The 18,359-nt window shown below is 38.1% G+C and carries 12 protein-coding genes, 1 riboswitch and 1 other annotated feature; of the genes, 9 read left to right on the top strand and 3 right to left on the bottom strand.

Annotated features, from left to right (window positions below; all coding sequences use genetic code 11):
- The first annotated feature begins 8 nt into the window (after positions 1-8).
- Positions 9-917: an L-lactate dehydrogenase gene (locus CKV70_RS08470; RefSeq protein ID WP_014600895.1), complete on the top strand. Its 909-nt coding sequence runs from the start codon at positions 9-11 to the stop codon at positions 915-917.
- Between the two features lie 102 nt (positions 918-1,019).
- Entirely contained in the window at positions 1,020-6,155 is a 5,136-nt protein-coding gene (gene lapB / locus CKV70_RS08465) for a surface-anchored adhesin LapB (RefSeq protein ID WP_014600894.1), read from the top strand.
- 32 nt (positions 6,156-6,187) lie between these two features.
- Here the strand turns inward: lapB and CKV70_RS08460 are convergent, their stop codons facing one another.
- Positions 6,188-6,490: a hypothetical protein gene (locus tag CKV70_RS08460; protein ID WP_003723256.1), complete on the bottom strand. Its 303-nt coding sequence runs from the start codon at positions 6,488-6,490 to the stop codon at positions 6,188-6,190.
- A gap of 206 nt (positions 6,491-6,696) precedes the next feature.
- Positions 6,697-6,805, top strand: a riboswitch (SAM riboswitch).
- A 107-nt stretch (positions 6,806-6,912) separates the two neighbouring features.
- Between CKV70_RS08460 and metK the strand changes: the two genes are divergently transcribed.
- Both metK and asnB read left to right on the top strand, forming a co-directional pair.
- Positions 6,913-8,112 (top strand): methionine adenosyltransferase, encoded by a 1,200-nt coding sequence (gene metK / locus CKV70_RS08455; RefSeq protein ID WP_003733235.1) that lies wholly within the window; start codon positions 6,913-6,915, stop codon positions 8,110-8,112.
- 136 nt (positions 8,113-8,248) lie between these two features.
- Positions 8,249-10,114: an asparagine synthase (glutamine-hydrolyzing) gene (asnB, locus tag CKV70_RS08450; RefSeq protein ID WP_009930749.1), complete on the top strand. Its 1,866-nt coding sequence runs from the start codon at positions 8,249-8,251 to the stop codon at positions 10,112-10,114.
- Between the two features lie 24 nt (positions 10,115-10,138).
- Here the strand turns inward: asnB and CKV70_RS08445 are convergent, their stop codons facing one another.
- Positions 10,139-10,714 carry a tRNA 5-(aminomethyl)-2-thiouridylate-methyltransferase MnmM gene (locus CKV70_RS08445; RefSeq protein WP_014600893.1) on the bottom strand — a complete coding sequence of 192 codons (576 nt, stop codon included), beginning with the start codon at positions 10,712-10,714 and terminating at the stop codon, positions 10,139-10,141.
- Positions 10,711-11,676, bottom strand: coding sequence for a tRNA modification radical SAM protein MnmL/YtqA (locus tag CKV70_RS08440; RefSeq protein ID WP_014600892.1), 966 nt, complete (start codon positions 11,674-11,676; stop codon positions 10,711-10,713). Before CKV70_RS08440 ends, CKV70_RS08445 begins: the two co-directional genes overlap by 4 nt.
- Positions 11,677-11,804: 128 nt before the next feature.
- Positions 11,805-12,006: a binding site (T-box leader), on the top strand.
- Between the two features lie 73 nt (positions 12,007-12,079).
- On the opposite strand from CKV70_RS08440, the gene leuS reads away from it, so the two are divergent.
- The 5 genes from leuS to CKV70_RS08410 all read left to right on the top strand — a co-directional run bounded on the left by leuS (position 12,080) and on the right by CKV70_RS08410 (position 18,352).
- Positions 12,080-14,491, top strand: a complete 2,412-nt coding sequence (leuS, locus tag CKV70_RS08435; RefSeq protein WP_022741847.1) for a leucine--tRNA ligase — start codon at positions 12,080-12,082, stop codon at positions 14,489-14,491.
- 232 nt (positions 14,492-14,723) lie between these two features.
- Complete coding sequence (locus CKV70_RS08430; RefSeq protein ID WP_022741846.1) at positions 14,724-15,146, top strand: hypothetical protein; 423 nt, start codon at positions 14,724-14,726, stop codon at positions 15,144-15,146.
- 487 nt (positions 15,147-15,633) lie between these two features.
- Positions 15,634-16,383 carry a 30S ribosomal protein S2 gene (gene rpsB, locus CKV70_RS08425; protein ID WP_003723971.1) on the top strand — a complete coding sequence of 250 codons (750 nt, stop codon included), beginning with the start codon at positions 15,634-15,636 and terminating at the stop codon, positions 16,381-16,383.
- 79 nt (positions 16,384-16,462) lie between these two features.
- Positions 16,463-17,347, top strand: a complete 885-nt coding sequence (gene tsf / locus CKV70_RS08420) for a translation elongation factor Ts (RefSeq protein WP_003733232.1) — start codon at positions 16,463-16,465, stop codon at positions 17,345-17,347.
- A 573-nt stretch (positions 17,348-17,920) separates the two neighbouring features.
- The gene (locus tag CKV70_RS08410; RefSeq protein WP_014600890.1) at positions 17,921-18,352 is read left to right on the top strand and encodes an Lmo1656 family SNX6-recruiting virulence factor; all 432 of its coding nucleotides are present in this window, start codon (positions 17,921-17,923) and stop codon (positions 18,350-18,352) included.
- The last annotated feature ends 7 nt before the right edge of the window (positions 18,353-18,359 follow it).

Genomic DNA, 18,359 nt, shown 5'->3' with positions numbered 1-18,359 from the left:
GGGATTTTTTGAAACGGAAGGTTGGAATAATTGGTACTGGTCATGTTGGGAGCGACGTGGCTTTTTCCCTTGTTACTCAAGGGATTTGTGATGAAATTGTGTTAATAGATAAAATCGAAACCAAAGCAGAAAGTGAAGCACTAGAACTGCGTGATATGGCTTCGATGACGAATTCTTATACAATGATTACTTCGAACGACTGGAGCGCACTAGGTGATGCGGATGTTATTGTTATGGCTGTTGGTCCAGAAACATTACTACGAGAAGACCGTATGGAAGAACTCGTTGAAACAAGCCGGTCGGTAGCTGAGATTGTACCAAAAATTATCGCATCGGGGTTTCAAGGGATTTTTGTGAATATTACAAATCCGTGCGATGTGATTACGATGCTTATTCAGAAATTATCTGGTTTTGATCATTCACGGGTATTTGGGACGGGAACATCACTTGATACAGCAAGAATGAGGCGGGTAGTAGGAGAAGCATTACATATTAATCCAAAGAGCGTGGAAGGATATGTTCTTGGTGAGCATGGTGAATCACAATTCGTTGCTTGGTCTACGGTGAAAATTGGTGGTGTAAGTATCAAAGATTATAAAACAACGACCTCTCTTGATTTACCCGCATTAAAAGACGCGGTTCGCGGGGGTGGTTGGAATATCTTAACGGGAAAAGGCTGGACGAGTTTTGGAATAGCCACAGCCGCAGCGGGGATTGTCGATGCGATTTTAACAGATGCTAAACAAGTTTTCCCATTAGCTGTATTTTCAGAAAAAACAAGCACATACATTGGTCAGCCAGCACTCATTGGTGCAAATGGTGTAATTGATATTTTAGAGCCACCTTTAACAGAAACAGAGAAGATCAATTTTAATGAATCAGTAGAAATCATTAAAAATGCTTTTCAATTAATTTAGTATCAAGTTTGTCATAGATAAAATAGGGGAATAACATGACAATAGCTTTAGGAATGGGGATAAAATAATTGGGGGACTTTTAAAAAAGGGAGATGGGGATGAATGAAAAGTAAATTTTTTATAGGCATGATGACTTTTTTGCTATCATTAATTTGTCTTACTGGAATGAAAGCAGAAGCAAAATCGGTGGGAGATATTTCTCCAGATGATATTTCACCGGAGATTTCAGATAATCGCTTTCAATCTGCAGAAGGGAAAGTTTTGCCTAATTTTGAGGTGGATATGTCGATTAGTGATCAAAATAACGGGAAATTATCGATTGATGAGGATTTTGAGTTAACCTCAGATGGCGATATTATTTTGATTGGAACAGTGCAAGGTCAATACATACAAGGAACCCCCATTTTAAATGAAAATGGGCAATTAAATAAAATTCCAAACCGTGATCAAGGGATTATTATGCGTGTCGATCGAACCACAAAAAAAGTGGAGTGGGCACGTGTTGTTAACTATGAGGACGGTAATTACAATTCACAATATGCAGCTGACAAATGGTTTAGTTCGTATAAATCGATTACAACCAACTCGAGTAAATCGACTTTTTATGTTGGTGGGGAAGTAGTCAATTACTACGGAGACTCTGGTGGTGGTAGTACATTAATTGTAAAATCAATTGATGCAAATGGTAACTTCCAAATAGCCCATAAATCATACGTTAGTTACGGTGTTCCATCAAGATCAGATCTAACCTATGCCTATTTTATGGATATTCAAATGGAAGGTAATACATTAACCATGTCAGCTTCAGCTCGGTATGCTGCGCAAGGTAAACAGTTTATTCGTTATACTTTAGAACCAGCCTCATTATCCATTACAAAAAATGAATTTAACCCATTAGATAATACTTTCTGGGCCAAATATCAACGGACAGATGTCCTTAAAGTAGATAATAAAGGTCTGATGGCTTATAACGCGGATGTAAATGGTGCCAACCAACTTAAAATGTCCATTCGTGAATCAGAAAATAATTATAAAGAAATTACATTGTTTGATTCTGTTCCTGAAATTTTAGCAAACTCTTCCCCTTATATATTTATGGAAGATCGTGGCGATGGGAATGTGTTTGTGGTCATGTCAACACCCACTACCTGGTATATCGCGCTTGTTAATATCGCGTCAGAACAAGTAGTTGAGACTAAAAAAATGACGATGAACTCCTCCACGACGCTAAATAGTGTGATTTACAGTGAAGGAAAAGGTCTGCTTTTAGGTGGTAGTACACACGCGGAAGAAAGCATTTTTGGTAGTGAGCCATTAAACAAAAATAACGGATATTATTTAGCGCTTGGAAATGATTTGAACGTAACGGATAGCCAGATTTTAAGAACGAATCAACATAATTCATTGACAACTATTATTAATGGCGTCGGCAATAAAGTAGATGGTTTCTTTAGCTACGATGGATTAAATAATGATGGGTATATCCAAAATGTAGAATATCCTAACACCTATGATGTGAACCCGAATGGGGCGATGATATTTGCAGAATTTAATTTGCAACCAGCTCCAGTACTCGATACAGGTAATCCAATCTTAGCATTTTACCAAGGGGAACGACGTGCGGATTTTGATGAACTAGAAGGGGTGAAAGCATACTCTGGAATTGATTCATCGGATGTAACAAAATCCATCACTAAAAACACGTTTGATTTATATACTGTAGGCGTACAACAGCAGCTTTACCAAATTGAATATTTGCCAGGAAGTGGTAATAAAACCACTGGTACGCGAAATGTCCAATTGATTCACCCACTTGAGACTCCAAAACTAGAGAAAAGCTACGCAGATAGCCATGGGGCTTTTAAAGTTGGCGAAGTAGTCCCTGCAAATGCTATTTATGCATTTAATGGTTTAGATAGTGCTAATAATGTGACTTATGTAGTTACCGCAGTAGATGATGAGAAAATAACTGTAGATGCTTCAATTAAGCGAACAGAAGGAACGAAAACAGCTGTAATTAATAAGGAAATTACACTTATGACTTCGACTGCTGACGAAACTGCAGTAATCGATGTGACGAGTGTAGCTCTAGCAGCTGGAAAGTATACATCCTTAACAGATGTTCGAAATGAAGGGCATTTTCATATTTATGCAGAAACAATGGATAGCGTGTCCATCGATCCTAAGTACGTTAAACTAACAGAAGACCCTGAAAACCCAGTTGACTGGAATGCGCCAGGTGTTTATTATGTGACTGCATCACTTGACCCGGCGAGTGGATATACAGCGAAAGATGTGAAAGTAAGTGTTGCTGTAGTTGATGTTGGAAGTCCGAAAGTTATTTCTGTAAACATGAAACCGTACAATCCAACAACCGCTCTTGTCGTTGCGGAAGATGATATTAATGGCGCAGGAGTGTATAAAATCAACTGGGCAATTAAAGATGCAAATGGACTTATTATCCAGCAAGGTGTGGAAGAGAGTGGTGCTACCATTCGAGTTCAAACCCCAGTTCCAATTGATCTCTCTACATTGAATGATGGAAATTATACATTGTCAGTATCAGCGGCTGACAGAATTGGTCATACATCAGAAGCTTCAGAAAAAGCGTTCACAGTAGACAGACAAGCGCCAGTTGTGACAGCTGACGACAAGATCACGTATGAAATAAATACAAAGAAAACGGAAGAGGAATTTTTAAACGATGTAAATGTAAAAACGGAAGCCGGCGCGGTGATTAAAACCAATTTTGATACGATGGTGAGAATGGATTCGCCAGGTGATTATACGGTTTTAGTGGAAGCTACCGATGCAGCGGGTAACCAATCTGATCCCATTTATGTCATCGTAACAGTGGAAGATACGGTAGCGCCGATTATAAGTGCAGATGAAGCGATTAGTTATAATCAAGGAAATATACGAACAGAAGCACAATTCCTGACTGATATTCATGCAACGACAGATGAACCAGCAACGATTACAAGTGATTTTGCGGATCAAGTGAAATTTGACACACCGGGAGTCTACGCAGTCACATTAAAGGCAAACGATATTAGTGGAAACCAAGCAATCCCAAGAACAGTAAATGTCACAATAAAAGATGTGACCGCACCAGTAATCACTGCTGATGAAGCCATTATTTACGAAAAAGGCATAACCAAATCTGCTACTGATTTCTTAACGGATATCCATGCTACTACAAACGATGGCTCAGCAATAACTTCTAATTTTGCAACTGTAGTAGATTTAAATACACCCGGGGATTACGATGTGACACTTAGCTCTACCGACACAGGTGGTAATATATCCGATCCAGTCACCATAACAGTTACCGTACGTGATACAACCCCACCAGTTATTACAGCAGATACAACTATCACATACGAAAAAGGAACCACGAAGACTGCAGCTGCCTTTTTAACGGATGTAAATGCAACAACGAATGACGGTTCAGCAGTAACTTCTAACTTCAACCCAATTAGTTTGAAGCAAGTAGGGACTTATCAAGTAACATTAAGTTCTGTTGATGAAAATGGTAACTATGCTTTGCCAGTAAAAGTAACCGTCGTTGTTCAAGATACACAAAAACCAGTAATCTCATCCAGCGCAACAAGCATTACCTATGAGCGAGGAGAAAAGAAACAAGAAACAGGCTTCTTCCTTGATTTAGCTATTAAAACAGATGACGGCACTCCGGTTACAAGTGATTTTGACACAGCCGTAAATCTGGATACAGCAGGAACTTATACGGTAACACTGAATTCAGAAGATGAAAGTGGCAATAAAGCAGACCCAGTCACTATTACTGTGACCGTTGCTGATACAGAAAAACCAATTATCACAGCAGACACAACCATAACCTACGCAAAAGGGACAACCAAAACTGTCGCACAATTTTTAACAGATATTCATGCTACAACTAATGATGGATCAACCATCATTAGTAATTTTGACCCAACCGTTCTTGCGCAAGAAGGAACCTACACAGTCGTATTAAATGCAAAAGATGAGAGCAACAATGAAGCAGATCCGGTAACTGTTACGATTACAGTAGTAGATACAAAAGGACCGATTATCAATGCATTAAATGCAATCACCTATGAAAGAACTATCAATAAAAACGAAGCTGATTTCTTAGCAGATATTGAGGCAACTACAGATGATGGATCTACAATCACAACGGATTTTAATAGTAAAGATCTTGATACGGTTGGAACCTATACAGTCACATTAAATGCAGAGGATGCAAGTGGTAATAAAGCCACTCCTGTAAAAGTGACGATGAAAGTAGAGGATACCATTCCTCCAATCATTACAGCTGATCAATCAATTACTTACGAAAGAGGCATTACAAAAACAGAACAAGCTTTCTACACAGATATTAAAGCCGCAACAAGCGATAATAGCCCAATCAACTCTGATTTTTCGAAAATTGATCTAACAAAAACAGGAAATTATGAAGTCTTACTCCAAGCGACAGATCAAAGTGGGAACAAAGCATTGCCACTTAGAATCAACGTGTTAGTCCAAGATACTATCGCTCCGGTCATAAAAACAACTAGCCGAGAAATAATGGCCGAACGTGGTACGCCAATGACAGAACAACAACTACTCGCAAAAATTGGCGCCAATACAGATGATGGCTCCAAAATAACAACTGATTATAACCCGGCAATTGTCAACACATCAGGAGATTATTTAGTTCATCTATACGCTGTTGACGCTGCTGGCAATCAAGCAATACCGGTAGAAATAACTATTCATGTAAAAGATACAACTGCACCAATAATTACGGCAGATAAAAAAATTAGTTACCCTGTTGGAACGGTTAAGACAGTAACGGGATTTTTACAAGACATTCATGCTGCCACCGACGATGGTTCTAAAATCATGACAGATTTTGACCCGAATATGTTAAAAACACCAGGAAAATATACTATCCACTTAAATGCAGTAGATGCAGACGGGAATAAAGCTAAAACAATCGATGTAAGTCTTACAGTAGAAGAGAAGGTGACGCCGCCTAAACCACCGACACCAGATGATGGCGGAAATAATACGAATGGCAGCAATGGGACAAATGGTAGTAACACCGATATAACGGTAAATCCTACCAAGCAAAATACTACGGCTACAAATGAAAGCATCCCAGCATTAGGTGATACAAAATCAACTATTCCAGTTATCGTTGGTATGTTCCTTTTAGCTACTTCACTCGTTCTTATTAGACGCAAATAAAAAAAGCTAGCGACATATTTGTCGCTAGCTTTTTAGGCTGTTTTAGCTTTTTTCTTTTGTTTAGGTTTTTTTGACTTTCTGGAAATAAAACGAACGAGGCTAATAATAAGAGATACAACATATTCACCAAATGAACCGATGAAAATGGCAATAGCTATTTCTGTTTGGGACATCCCGCCGCCGTAAAAACTAATGAAAAATACCACACCACTTGCAATTAGTCCCATAGTTGCTAGGAAATATTTAAACCAATATAAACGAAAAACAAAATCAAATAAACATAAAACTGCTAAAAACCCAAGAAAAATAATCAAGGATAGTGGAATTAAACTCATAGATACAATCTCCTTTAGTTAAGTAAAACATCTTTTTTATCCATCTATCATACCACAGGTTGGAAATAATGATAAGTGAAAAAATGAAGGAAGGCAATTTTCGGCCATTTTTAGCGGGTAGATGACTGCTTTATCATAACACATAACCGAATTATTATTGCATCTGACACCAGTTTATGGTATTCTATCTTAGAATTAAAATTTATCTCTTATCCAGAGCGGTAGAGGGACTGACCCTTTGAAGCCCAGCAACCTACACATATAAGTGAAAGGTGCTAATCTGTTGCAGGAGTATTATCTTCTGAACGATGAGAGCAAAGGTATAATTATAGCCTTTCTCTATTCGTGCGCGTTTTGTGCAAAATAGAGAGAGGCTTTTTATATGAGACGTATTTGGAGAGAATTGAAGGAGGAAAATAAAATTGGCTAAGAACCGTCATCTATTTACATCAGAATCGGTTTCTGATGGACATCCAGATAAAATTGCAGATCAAATATCTGATGCAATTTTAGATGCAATTATTTCAAAAGATCCCGACGCGCGTGTCGCTTGTGAGACCACTGTGACAACGGGTTTAGTATTAGTAGCAGGTGAGATTACGACGTCTGTTTATGTCGACATTCCTAAAATCGTTCGCGATACTATTAAAGAAATCGGCTATACCCGTGCGAAATATGGCTTTGATGCAGAAACATGTGCTGTTTTAACGGCAATTGATGAGCAGTCACCAGATATCGCACAAGGCGTAGACGAAGCGTTAGAATCCAGAAGTGGCAACGAAATTGACGCTGCTATTGAAGCAATCGGAGCGGGAGACCAAGGGTTAATGTTCGGTTTTGCAACAGACGAAACGGAAGAACTAATGCCATTACCGATTTTCTTAGCGCATGGTTTAGCTCGCAAATTAACCGAGTTACGCAAAACAAATAAATTAGATTACTTGCGCCCGGATGCAAAAACGCAAGTAACAGTAGAATATGATGAGTTTAATCAACCTGTTCGGATTGATACGATTGTTGTTTCAACTCAACATCATCCTGATATCACACAAGAGCAAATTGCGAAAGACTTGCACACGCATCTTTTCCCAGAAGTGATTGATGCTTCTTTCTTAGATGAAGATACGAAATACTTTATCAACCCAACTGGCCGCTTTGTTATCGGTGGCCCACTTGGTGATGCTGGTTTAACTGGCCGTAAAATCATCGTGGATACATACGGTGGTTATGCACGTCATGGCGGGGGAGCGTTCTCCGGTAAAGATCCGACCAAAGTAGACCGTTCTGGCGCTTATGCTGCAAGATATGTTGCCAAAAATATCGTTGCTGCAGGACTTGCTAAAAAAGTAGAAGTACAAGTTGCTTATGCGATTGGAGTTGCTCGTCCAGTTTCTATCTCTATCGACACATATGGAACAAGTGATTATTCCGAACAAGAATTAATTGATGGCGTAAATGCATTATTTGATTTACGCCCAGCTGGCATTATCCATATGCTAGACCTGCGTCGCCCAATTTATCGTCAAACAGCTGCCTTTGGTCATTTTGGCCGTAGCGATCTTGATTTACCTTGGGAAAGAACCGACAAAGCTGAGGCATTGAAAAAATTAATCGTAAAATAAGCCTAACCGAGCATTTCATCTCAGAAATGTTCGGTTTTTTTCTTTCCTAAACAGTGCAAAGAAAGTCTAGTTATGATATGATAGACGTTGTGAAAAAAAGATAAAATGATTATCTATATAGAGGAGAAATGTTACCATGTGTGGATTTGTAGGATGCGTACATGACCGCATTACAGAAATTACTGGCGCTGATAAAGAAACCTTTAGACAAATGAACAGTATGATTACGCACCGTGGGCCAGATGATGAAGGATACTTCACAGATGATCACGTGCAGTTTGGTTTCCGCCGTTTAAGTATTATTGATGTAGAAAACGGTCATCAACCGTTAACGTATGAAAATGAACGTTACTGGATTATTTTTAATGGAGAAGTTTATAACTATGTGGAACTCCGCGAGCAATTAGTTGCTGAAGGAATGACATTTGAAACCGAAAGTGATACCGAAGTAATTATCGCTACATATGCGAAATACAAGGAAAAAACAGCAGAACGCCTTCGCGGGATGTTTGGTTTTGTTATTTGGGACAAACAAGAAGAACTTGTTTACGGCGCACGCGACCCATTCGGCATTAAACCATTTTTCTATGCAGAAGAAGACGACAAGCTGTTCATGGGTTCTGAAAAGAAATCCATTTTACATGCGTTAAAAGAAAAAGAATTGGACGAAGTGTCATTACAAAACTATATGACTTACCAATTTGTTCCAGAACCAGATTCCTTAACTAAAAATGTCAAACGTTTAGAGCCAGGACATCAGTTTACGAAAAAAATTGGTCAACCGATGGAAATTACGACTTATTGGAAAGCATCTTTTGCACCAGTAACTAAATCAGAAGACGCATGGATTAAAGAAGTGCGTGACGTGATGTATGATTCTGTTAAAATGCACATGCGCTCTGATGTACCAGTTGGTTCATTCCTATCTGGCGGTATTGATTCATCGATTATTGCAGCAATTGCCAAAGAATACCACCCAGCAATCAAAACATTCTCAGTTGGTTTTGAACGCGATGGTTTCAGTGAAATCGATGTAGCAAAAGAAACAGCGGACAAACTTGGCGTAGAAAACATTAGTTATGTTATCTCACCAGAAGAATATATGAAAGAACTACCGAAAATTGTTTGGCACATGGATGATCCACTTGCTGACCCGGCTGCTATTCCGCTTTATTTCTTATCAAGAGAAGCGCGCAAACAAGTAACCGTAGCATTATCAGGTGAAGGCGCAGATGAACTTTTCGGTGGTTATAACATTTATAACGAACCAAATTCCCTTGCAATGTTTAACAAAATGCCAGGTGTATTTAAATCAATGTTAAATAACTTGGCGCGTATTATGCCAGAAGGAATGCGTGGTAAAAGTTTCTTAGAACGTGGAACAACGCCGATGGAAGAACGTTATATCGGAAACGCCAAAATGTTCACGGAAAAAGAAAAACAAATTTTACTTCCAAAATATCAAGCTGGTCATGACTATACGAACATTACAGATCCATTTTATGCAGAAACAACGAATTATCATCCTGTAGAAAGAATGCAGTACATTGATATTCATACGTGGCTTCGCGGAGATATTCTTCTCAAAGCTGACCGCATGACGATGGCTAATTCGCTGGAAGTCCGTGTACCTTTCCTTGATAAAGAAGTGTACAACGTGGCAAGAAATATTCCAGATACAATGAAAACAACCAATGGAACAACCAAATATATCTTACGTAAAGCGGCAGCAACATTTGTACCAGAACACGTACTTAACCGCCGTAAACTAGGATTCCCAGTACCAATTCGTCACTGGTTAAAAGACGAAATGAACGCTTGGGTTAAAAACATCATTAAAGAATCACCAACCGATCATTTAATTAACAAACAATATGTACTAGACTTACTAGACGACCACTGTGCCGGTAAATTCGATTACAGTCGTAAAATCTGGACAGTCGTTATTTTCATGATTTGGTATGATGTATACGTAGCAGATAAATACGATTTTGGAAAATAAAAGAAAACCTAGACTGGCTAATTACTAGCTTTTTCTAGGTTTTCTTTTTTCGATGATAATAACGAACGGGGCATCATTTTTTTGATTAATAAAGTTGTAAGATAATACGTGAAAATCTTGTTGCGGGATAGCTTCGCAAAAAGTCATGACAGCATCTTTTTCTTGCTTTCCAGCAGGGTGGCCGTGATAAATAACAAGAATAATGACGCCACCAACTTCGAGCAGCTCCATTAAATGGCCAATGCTTTCTAGCGTCGAATCAGCGGTTGTTGTAATTTCTTTGTCGCCACCTGGTAAATATCCAAGATTAAAAATAGCGGCGCGAACAGGTCTGGATGTGTACGCAGGGATACGTGCATGGCTAGCGCAAACGAGTTCTACTTGCGAAGAAACACCCGCATTTTCTAAACGAGCCTTCGTCGCATCAACAGCCACTTGTTGGATATCAAATCCAAGTACATGCCCATTAATACCAACAAGTTCCGCTAATAAAAGCGTATCGTGTCCATTACCACAAGTAGCGTCAATCACATAATCACCAGGACGAACTACTTTTCGTAGCGTATCGTGAGCGAAGGGGAGAATGCCTCTTAAATTCATTCGGAAATCACTTCCACAGGTTGATAGTGTTTCCCTTGCCAGCTATCTCTTCGAACAAGTTCCGCATCAATCGCATTTAACACTTCGAACTTATTTAAACTCCAAACGGGGCCAATTAAATCATCTACGCCGCCATCACCAGTAATCCGGTGAATAACCATCTCAGGCGGTAAGATCTCTAGTTGATCAGCTACTAAGTTTACATAGCCATCCCGAGTTAAAAATTCTAAGTCACCTTTTTTATAATCTTCTACCATTGGCGTTCCTTTTAATAAATGAAGCAAATGGATTTTGATACCATCCACGCCACTTTCGACTACTTTCCGCGTTGTTTCCATCATCATTTCCGGTGTTTCTTTTGGAAGCCCGTTAATAATGTGGGTACAAATCCGGATATTGTGCTTTTGCAGTTTGCGCACGCCTTCTAGATAACAATCATAGTCATGCGCCCGGTTGATTAAGCGGCCAGTCTCATCATGAGCAGATTGCAATCCAAGCTCCAGCCATAAATAAGTACGTTCATTTAATTCAGCCAAATACTCCACGACATCATCTGGCAAACAGTCAGGCCGTGTCGCAATCGAAAGTCCAACCACACCAGGCTCATTCAAAACTGTTTCAAATTTTTCGCGCAATTCGGCAACCGGTGCATGTGTATTCGTGAAAGCTTGGAAATAAGCGATACATTTCCCGTCTTTCCATTTCGTTTGCATTTTGTCGCGAACTTGCTGGAATTGTATTTTTAAATCAAGTGCCCGGTTGCCAGCGAAGTCCCCAGAACCAGCCGCGCTACAAAATGTACAACCACCATGCGCTACAGTACCGTCACGATTTGGACAATCAAAGCCGCCATCAAGCGCCACTTTGTAAGTCTTTTGCCCAAATTCTTCTCTTAAGCAGTAGTTCCATGTATGATATCTTTTATTATCATTACTATATACAAATGGATTCGTTTGTTTCAATAGTTTTAGACTCCTTCAAATGAAATTCTCCATTCATTTTAGCACATTTTGTTAGGAAAGTTAGATAAATCTTCAGAGCGCTTGCTAAAAAAATGAAATTCAGCTACAATAAAACTAATGAATTTTGCGAAATAGCGATGAATTGGAGTAGTAATCTGCATATTTTGATGTGAAGAGAGCTGACGGTTGGTGCAAGTCAGTCACAAAATCTGGATGAACTTACCATGGAGCTTGGGTGTATCCCCGTTTTCCGCGTTAAGGAATTGTTAAGTTGAGTGGTCAAACACTAATGTGGGTGGTACCGCGGGAGAAGTATCTCTCGTCCCATGGCGATAAGCCGTTGGGATGTAGGGATTTTTTTGTAGCCAAAATTCGATATTTTAAGGAAAAGAGGATGAGTAAAGTGACATTTAATCATAAAAAAATGGAACCGAAATGGCAACAATATTGGAGTGAACACAACACTTTCAAAACAACAGAAGATAAAAATAAAGAAAACTTCTATGCACTAGATATGTTCCCTTACCCATCTGGAGCAGGTCTTCACGTAGGACATCCAGAAGGTTATACAGCAACTGATATTTTGTCTCGTATGAAACGGATGCAAGGGAAGAACGTCCTTCATCCAATTGGTTGGGATGCCTTTGGACTTCCTGCAGAGCAATATGCGATTGATACTGGGAATGATCCAGAAGAATTCACCGCGCTGAATATTGCGAACTTTACTCGCCAAATTAAATCACTTGGTTTTTCCTACGATTGGGATCGTGAAATCAATACAACAGACCCTGAATATTATAAATGGACACAATGGATTTTTGAAAAACTATATGAAAAAGGTTTAGCTTATGAAGCCGAAATCGCTGTAAACTGGTGTCCGGCACTTGGTACAGTTTTAGCCAATGAAGAAGTTATCGATGGCAAAAGTGAACGCGGTGGCTTCCCGGTTTTCCGTAAACCAATGCGTCAATGGATGCTTAAAATTACCGCATACGCAGATCGTTTGCTAGATGATCTTGATCTAGTGGATTGGCCTGAAAATATTAAAGATATGCAACGTAACTGGATTGGTCGTTCAGAAGGAGCAGAAGTTACTTTTAAAATTAAAGATAGCGATGAAACGTTTAACGTCTTTACAACACGTCCGGATACACTTTTTGGGGCAACCTATACAGTTTTTGCACCAGAACACGAACTTATCGAAAAAATCACAACACCTGAACAAAAAGAAGCAGTTGAAGCATATAAAAAACAAGTAGAACTAAAAAGCGAACTAGAAAGAACCGACCTTGCAAAAGATAAAACAGGTGTCTTCACAGGAGCTTACGCAATTAATCCAATCAATGGCGAAGAAGTGCCAATTTGGATTGCGGACTACGTGTTGATTCAATATGGAACGGGCGCAATTATGGCCGTACCAGCCCATGATGAACGCGACTTTGAATTTGCGCAACAATTTGGTTTGAATATTCGTCCTGTTCTTGAAGGCGGCGACGTTACAAAAGAAGCATTCACTGGCGATGGACCACATATTAACTCCGATTTCTTGAACGGACTAGCTAAAGCAGAAGCGATTACCGCTGCAATTGATTGGCTAGAAAAAGAAGGCATCGGTAGCCGTAAAATCACGTATCGTTTGCGCGACTGGTTGTTCAGTAGACAACGTTATTGGGGTGAACCAATTCCAGTTATCCACTGGGAAGACGGGGAAACAACGCTTGTACCAGAAGAAGAACTACCACTACTTCTGCCAAAAGCAACAGAAATCAAACCATCAGGAACAGGCGAATCACCACTTGCCAACTTGCATGACTGGGTAAACGTAACAGACGAAAATGGACGTAAAGGTCGTCGTGAAACAAATACCATGCCACAATGGGCTGGCTCAAGCTGGTATTTCTTGCGCTATATCGATCCAAAAAACAGCGAAGCAATTGCTGACAAAGAAAAACTAGCAGAATGGCTTCCAGTTGACGTTTATATCGGCGGGGCAGAGCATGCTGTGCTTCATCTTCTTTACGCACGTTTCTGGCATAAATTCTTGTACGATATCGGTGTAGTTCCAACAAAAGAACCTTTCCAAAAACTGTTTAACCAAGGAATGATTCTTGGTGAAAATAACGAAAAAATGTCCAAATCAAGAGGCAATGTCGTTAACCCTGATGAAGTAGTAGAAAAATACGGCGCAGACACACTTCGCTTGTATGAAATGTTCATGGGACCACTCGAAGCTTCGATTGCTTGGAATGAAAATGGACTAGAAGGTGCGCGTAAATTCTTAGACCGCATCTGGCGCTTGCTAGTAACTGAAGAAGGCACACTCGCTGAAAAAGTGACAACTGATGCGAATGCTAACTTAGAAAAAGCGTATCATCATATGGTGAAAACAGTTACGAACCATTACGAAAACCTGCGTTTCAATACTGGGATTTCGCAACTAATGATTTTCATCAATGAAGCATATAAACAAGATACGATTCCAAAACAATATGTCGAAGGTTTCGTTCAACTCTTGTCACCAATCGCACCACACCTTGCAGAAGAATTATGGGAAATCCTAGGTCACACCGAAACAATCAGCTACGTAGCTTGGCCAACATACGACGAAGCCAAACTAGTAGAAGATGAAGTAGAAATCGTACTTCAAGTAAATGGCAAAGTGAAAAGCAAAATCACCGTTGCCAAATCTCTTGGAAAAGAAGAACTAGAAAAAATCGCACAAGAAGACAACAAAATGAAAGAAAACCTAGAAGGCAAAACAATCCGTAAAGTGATTGTCGTTCCAGGGAAACTTGTAAATATTGTTGCGAATTGATAAAGAAACCGCTCCAAAAATTAGCACTGTTGCTAATTTTTGGAGCGGTTTTATATTTGTTTAATTTCTTTGTAAATAATGTTTTTAATGGAGCAAACAATTCTTACCTGTTATAGTGGATTGAAAAAGGAGAAAACAAAGTGGCAGAGGTAATTACATTAGTTATAGGTTTTTAGGATTATGCTACACAGTTATTAATAGCTTCTATACATGGGAAGCAGTGGGTTTAAAGATGAAAGGCTTTGTTTCAATTGAAAATAAAGTGAAATTGAGTTTAAGTAATGTAATCATATTTTTAATTTTTCTTATATGTATAGCGTATTCAATTGATGCTAGCAATAAAGTAAATAATATTTGGGAACAAGTGTTTATGATTTTTATGGCTATGTTATTTGGTTTAATGTTTCTTATAAGTATAGTTGTGATGATTACAAAGAATATCAGAGAAAGTTGCGATGTTTACTATATATTATCTGGTAAAATTTATATATTAAAGCACATAGAAAATGATATTTTATTATTAGAATCTCTAAGCCCAAATAAGAAAATATTATTAAAAAATAAAGCTTTCCTGTTCAAAAATAAGCATTTGCTTTTAAATGGAAAAGATTACAACAAATTCAGAAAAGAAAAACCATTTTTATTTATAGATTGATAAAACATCGTTAAGTAGAATTTTTTAAATATGCAAGAGGATATCATGATTACTAAGTTGTTTTAGGAAATGGTGCAATATAAAGAATATGCTGTTCTAACTATAGGTGAGTATATAGAGATTATTTTTACAAAGTAAGTTGTAGAGGATATATATTTGGGATGCGTAGTTAAGAATGTTAGGGATATCGCCAGAAAGTTTGTACACCGAACGCTATCGTGTTAATAACGAAAATGGCGTTCGGTGTTCCGGCAATATTCAGTTGTAATAATCTTCAATTTACACTAGTATAGATTTTAGGAAGTTTAACGCAATAACTTGCAACTTTAACTCTATTATGCTATATTTATTGTTAGTGTTAAATCACACACGCACGGTGACAGACTGAGAAGGTGCTTAACGACTTGTTCGCTTAAGTTTTTCAGCTGGTTGATCCATGCGGAGGGCGGTTATCCGCAAAAAATAAACCAATAGGAGGGAATAACACATGCCTGTTATTTCAATGAAACAATTACTCGAAGCAGGAGTTCACTTCGGCCACCAAACTCGCCGTTGGAACCCAAAAATGAAGAAATATATCTTCACAGAAAGAAATGGTATTTATATCATTGACCTACAAAAAACAGTGAAAAAAGTAGACGAAGCTTTCAACTTCATGCGTGAAGTAGCTAGCGACAACGGAACTATCCTGTTCGTAGGAACTAAAAAACAAGCTCAAGAATCCGTTCGCGACGAAGCTATCCGTTCTGGACAATATTTCGTGAATCATCGTTGGTTAGGTGGTACTTTAACTAACTTTGAAACTATTCAAAAACGTATTCAACACCTTAAAAAAATCGAAAGAATGGAAGCAGATGGAACTTTTGAAGTCCTTCCTAAAAAAGAAGTTGTCCTTCTTAAAAAAGAACAAGAAAAATTAGAACGCTTCTTAGGCGGAATCAAAGACATGAAAGGTCTTCCTGATGCATTATTCATCGTTGACCCACGCAAAGAACGTATTGCGGTTGCAGAAGCTCGTAAACTTCATATTCCTATCATCGGTATTGTTGATACAAACTGTGATCCGGATGAAATCGACTACGTAATCCCTGCAAATGATGACGCTATCCGCGCGGTTAAACTTTTAACTGCTAAAATGGCTGACGCTATCATTGAAGTGAACCAAGGGGAAGAGTTAACGGAAGCGGAAGTTGCTCCTGTAGAAGAAAAAGCTACAGAAGAAACTACTGAAGCATAAGATTTTATTTGAAACTTTCAAGGTGATAAGGCACTATTCTTATCACCTTTTTTAAAGAGAAAAATTGGAGGGAAAATAAATGGCTAACATTACAGCTCAAATGGTAAAAGAATTACGTGAAAAAACTGGTGCTGGTATGATGGATTGTAAAAAAGCACTTGTAGAAACAGAAGGAGATATGGAAAAAGCAATTGACTATCTTCGTGAAAAAGGAATCGCTAAAGCTGCGAAAAAATCTGATCGTGTAGCTTCTGAAGGTATGACTCATGTAATCAGCAATGAAAAACATGCCGTAGTACTTGAAGTTAATGCTGAAACAGATTTCGTTGCTAAAAACGATAACTTCCAACAATTAGTTGACGCTTTAGCTAAACAAATTCTTGCAGTTCGTCCAGATAGTTTAGAAGACGCACTTAAAACAGAAATGCCTAATGGCCAAACTGTTCAAGATTACATCACTGAAGCAATTACAAAAATCGGTGAAAACATTTCCCTTCGTCGTTTTGAAGTAAAAGAAAAAGCAGACAACTCTGCTTTCGGTGAATACATCCACATGAACGGACGTATTGGTGTTCTTACACTTCTTGAAGGAACTACTGATACTACTGTTGCAAAAGACGTTGCAATGCACATTGCTGCAATCAACCCTAAATACATTTCTCGTGAAGATGTTTCTTCTGAAGAAGTTGCACACGAAAAAGAAGTATTAACTCAACAAGCATTAAACGAAGGCAAACCAGCTAATATCGTTGAAAAAATGGTAGAAGGCCGTTTGAAAAAATATCTAAGCGAAATTTCCTTAGAAGACCAACCTTTCGTTAAAAATCCAGACATCACTGTAGGTGAATATGTGAAACAAAGCGGTGGTAAAGTTGTATCATTCGTACGTTTCGAAGTAGGCGAAGGAATCGAGAAAAAAGAAGATAACTTTGTTGAAGAAGTAATGAGCCAAGTGAAAAAATAAGTCCATTTTAAATCGATTTTATATGATATCAAAACCCCGTATTTTCTTAGGAAATGCGGGGTTTTGATTTTTTTGATTTCATTTGAATATCATACAATATCAAATTATTGTGGGATTTTTTGTGGGATATTTTTATATTTAATTTTTATCCCACAATTTTCTAGATTCCTGACAATCTGTCTTTCATCGTATTCATTAATTTTTCTCGTGTCTCGTCTGTCGTAGGTGAATAATTATATTATATTATTCACCTAGTAATAAATAAAACTGATAAATAATTAAATAAATAAGGAATATCCATAAGTGAAATAACGCATATCTTGGATTGATATGTATTTTTTGTGATAAATAGAAACAGGAATGTTTAAAATGTGAATAGTAACTCATAATGAGTATTATCTTATGACCAAAAAACTTAATGATACTCACGTTGTGTAAGAATATCTCTAAATAAGCTCCATTTTCTAGTCGTTCACGACAAGAATCGGACATTTCATTACATTTTTGGTTATACATCGCTTTTTTATGATACTCTTGCATTGCAACTATTGATTACAAAAAGGAGGCAACAAGATGAACAGAAAGATGAGATTATTAAAAGGACTAATGGCTTTCATTGTAGGTGTAAGCATTATAGCAACCCCAATCATTACAGTCTATGCAGCAAGTAATAAAGTAGCCATTTCGATGAACCGTCGAGCTGTAAATGGTGCTACAAATGGAAAATATCATTCATTGAACAAAGGAACGGTTAAATTGAACGTTTCGGCTAAAGGTTTCGGGAATAGTAACCCCAACTCGACGGTAACTTTGCACAAAGAGAAATTTGGAATAGATGATTACTTTGGCAGAGTCAGTATTCCTTCAGGAAAGAATTATTTTTATAAAAATAAGACAAAAGAATTTCCAACAAAAGCAAATGCGAAATCAAGTAAATACTATTTAAAAGCTGAAAAAGCGATGGATTGGTACACAGTGAAAATCGAAGGAACCATTAGTAACTAAGAATTAG

The organism is Listeria monocytogenes (assembly GCF_900187225.1).
In the GTDB taxonomy this organism is placed as follows: Bacteria; Bacillota; Bacilli; order Lactobacillales; family Listeriaceae; genus Listeria; species Listeria monocytogenes.
Note: the sequence above shows the minus strand (reverse complement) of the source record. Positions and strands in the feature narration are given on the sequence as shown.

Coding starts and splice junctions, on each gene's coding strand:
- CKV70_RS08445 (WP_014600893.1), bottom strand. CDS start 10,714: ATGAATTTAAGAGGCATTCTCCCCTTCGCTCACGATACGCTACGAAAA.
- lapB (WP_014600894.1), top strand. CDS start 1,020: ATGAAAAGTAAATTTTTTATAGGCATGATGACTTTTTTGCTATCATTA.
- CKV70_RS08460 (WP_003723256.1), bottom strand. CDS start 6,490: ATGAGTTTAATTCCACTATCCTTGATTATTTTTCTTGGGTTTTTAGCA.
- CKV70_RS08410 (WP_014600890.1), top strand. CDS start 17,921: ATGAACAGAAAGATGAGATTATTAAAAGGACTAATGGCTTTCATTGTA.
- tsf (WP_003733232.1), top strand. CDS start 16,463: ATGGCTAACATTACAGCTCAAATGGTAAAAGAATTACGTGAAAAAACT.
- rpsB (WP_003723971.1), top strand. CDS start 15,634: ATGCCTGTTATTTCAATGAAACAATTACTCGAAGCAGGAGTTCACTTC.
- asnB (WP_009930749.1), top strand. CDS start 8,249: ATGTGTGGATTTGTAGGATGCGTACATGACCGCATTACAGAAATTACT.
- CKV70_RS08430 (WP_022741846.1), top strand. CDS start 14,724: ATGAAAGGCTTTGTTTCAATTGAAAATAAAGTGAAATTGAGTTTAAGT.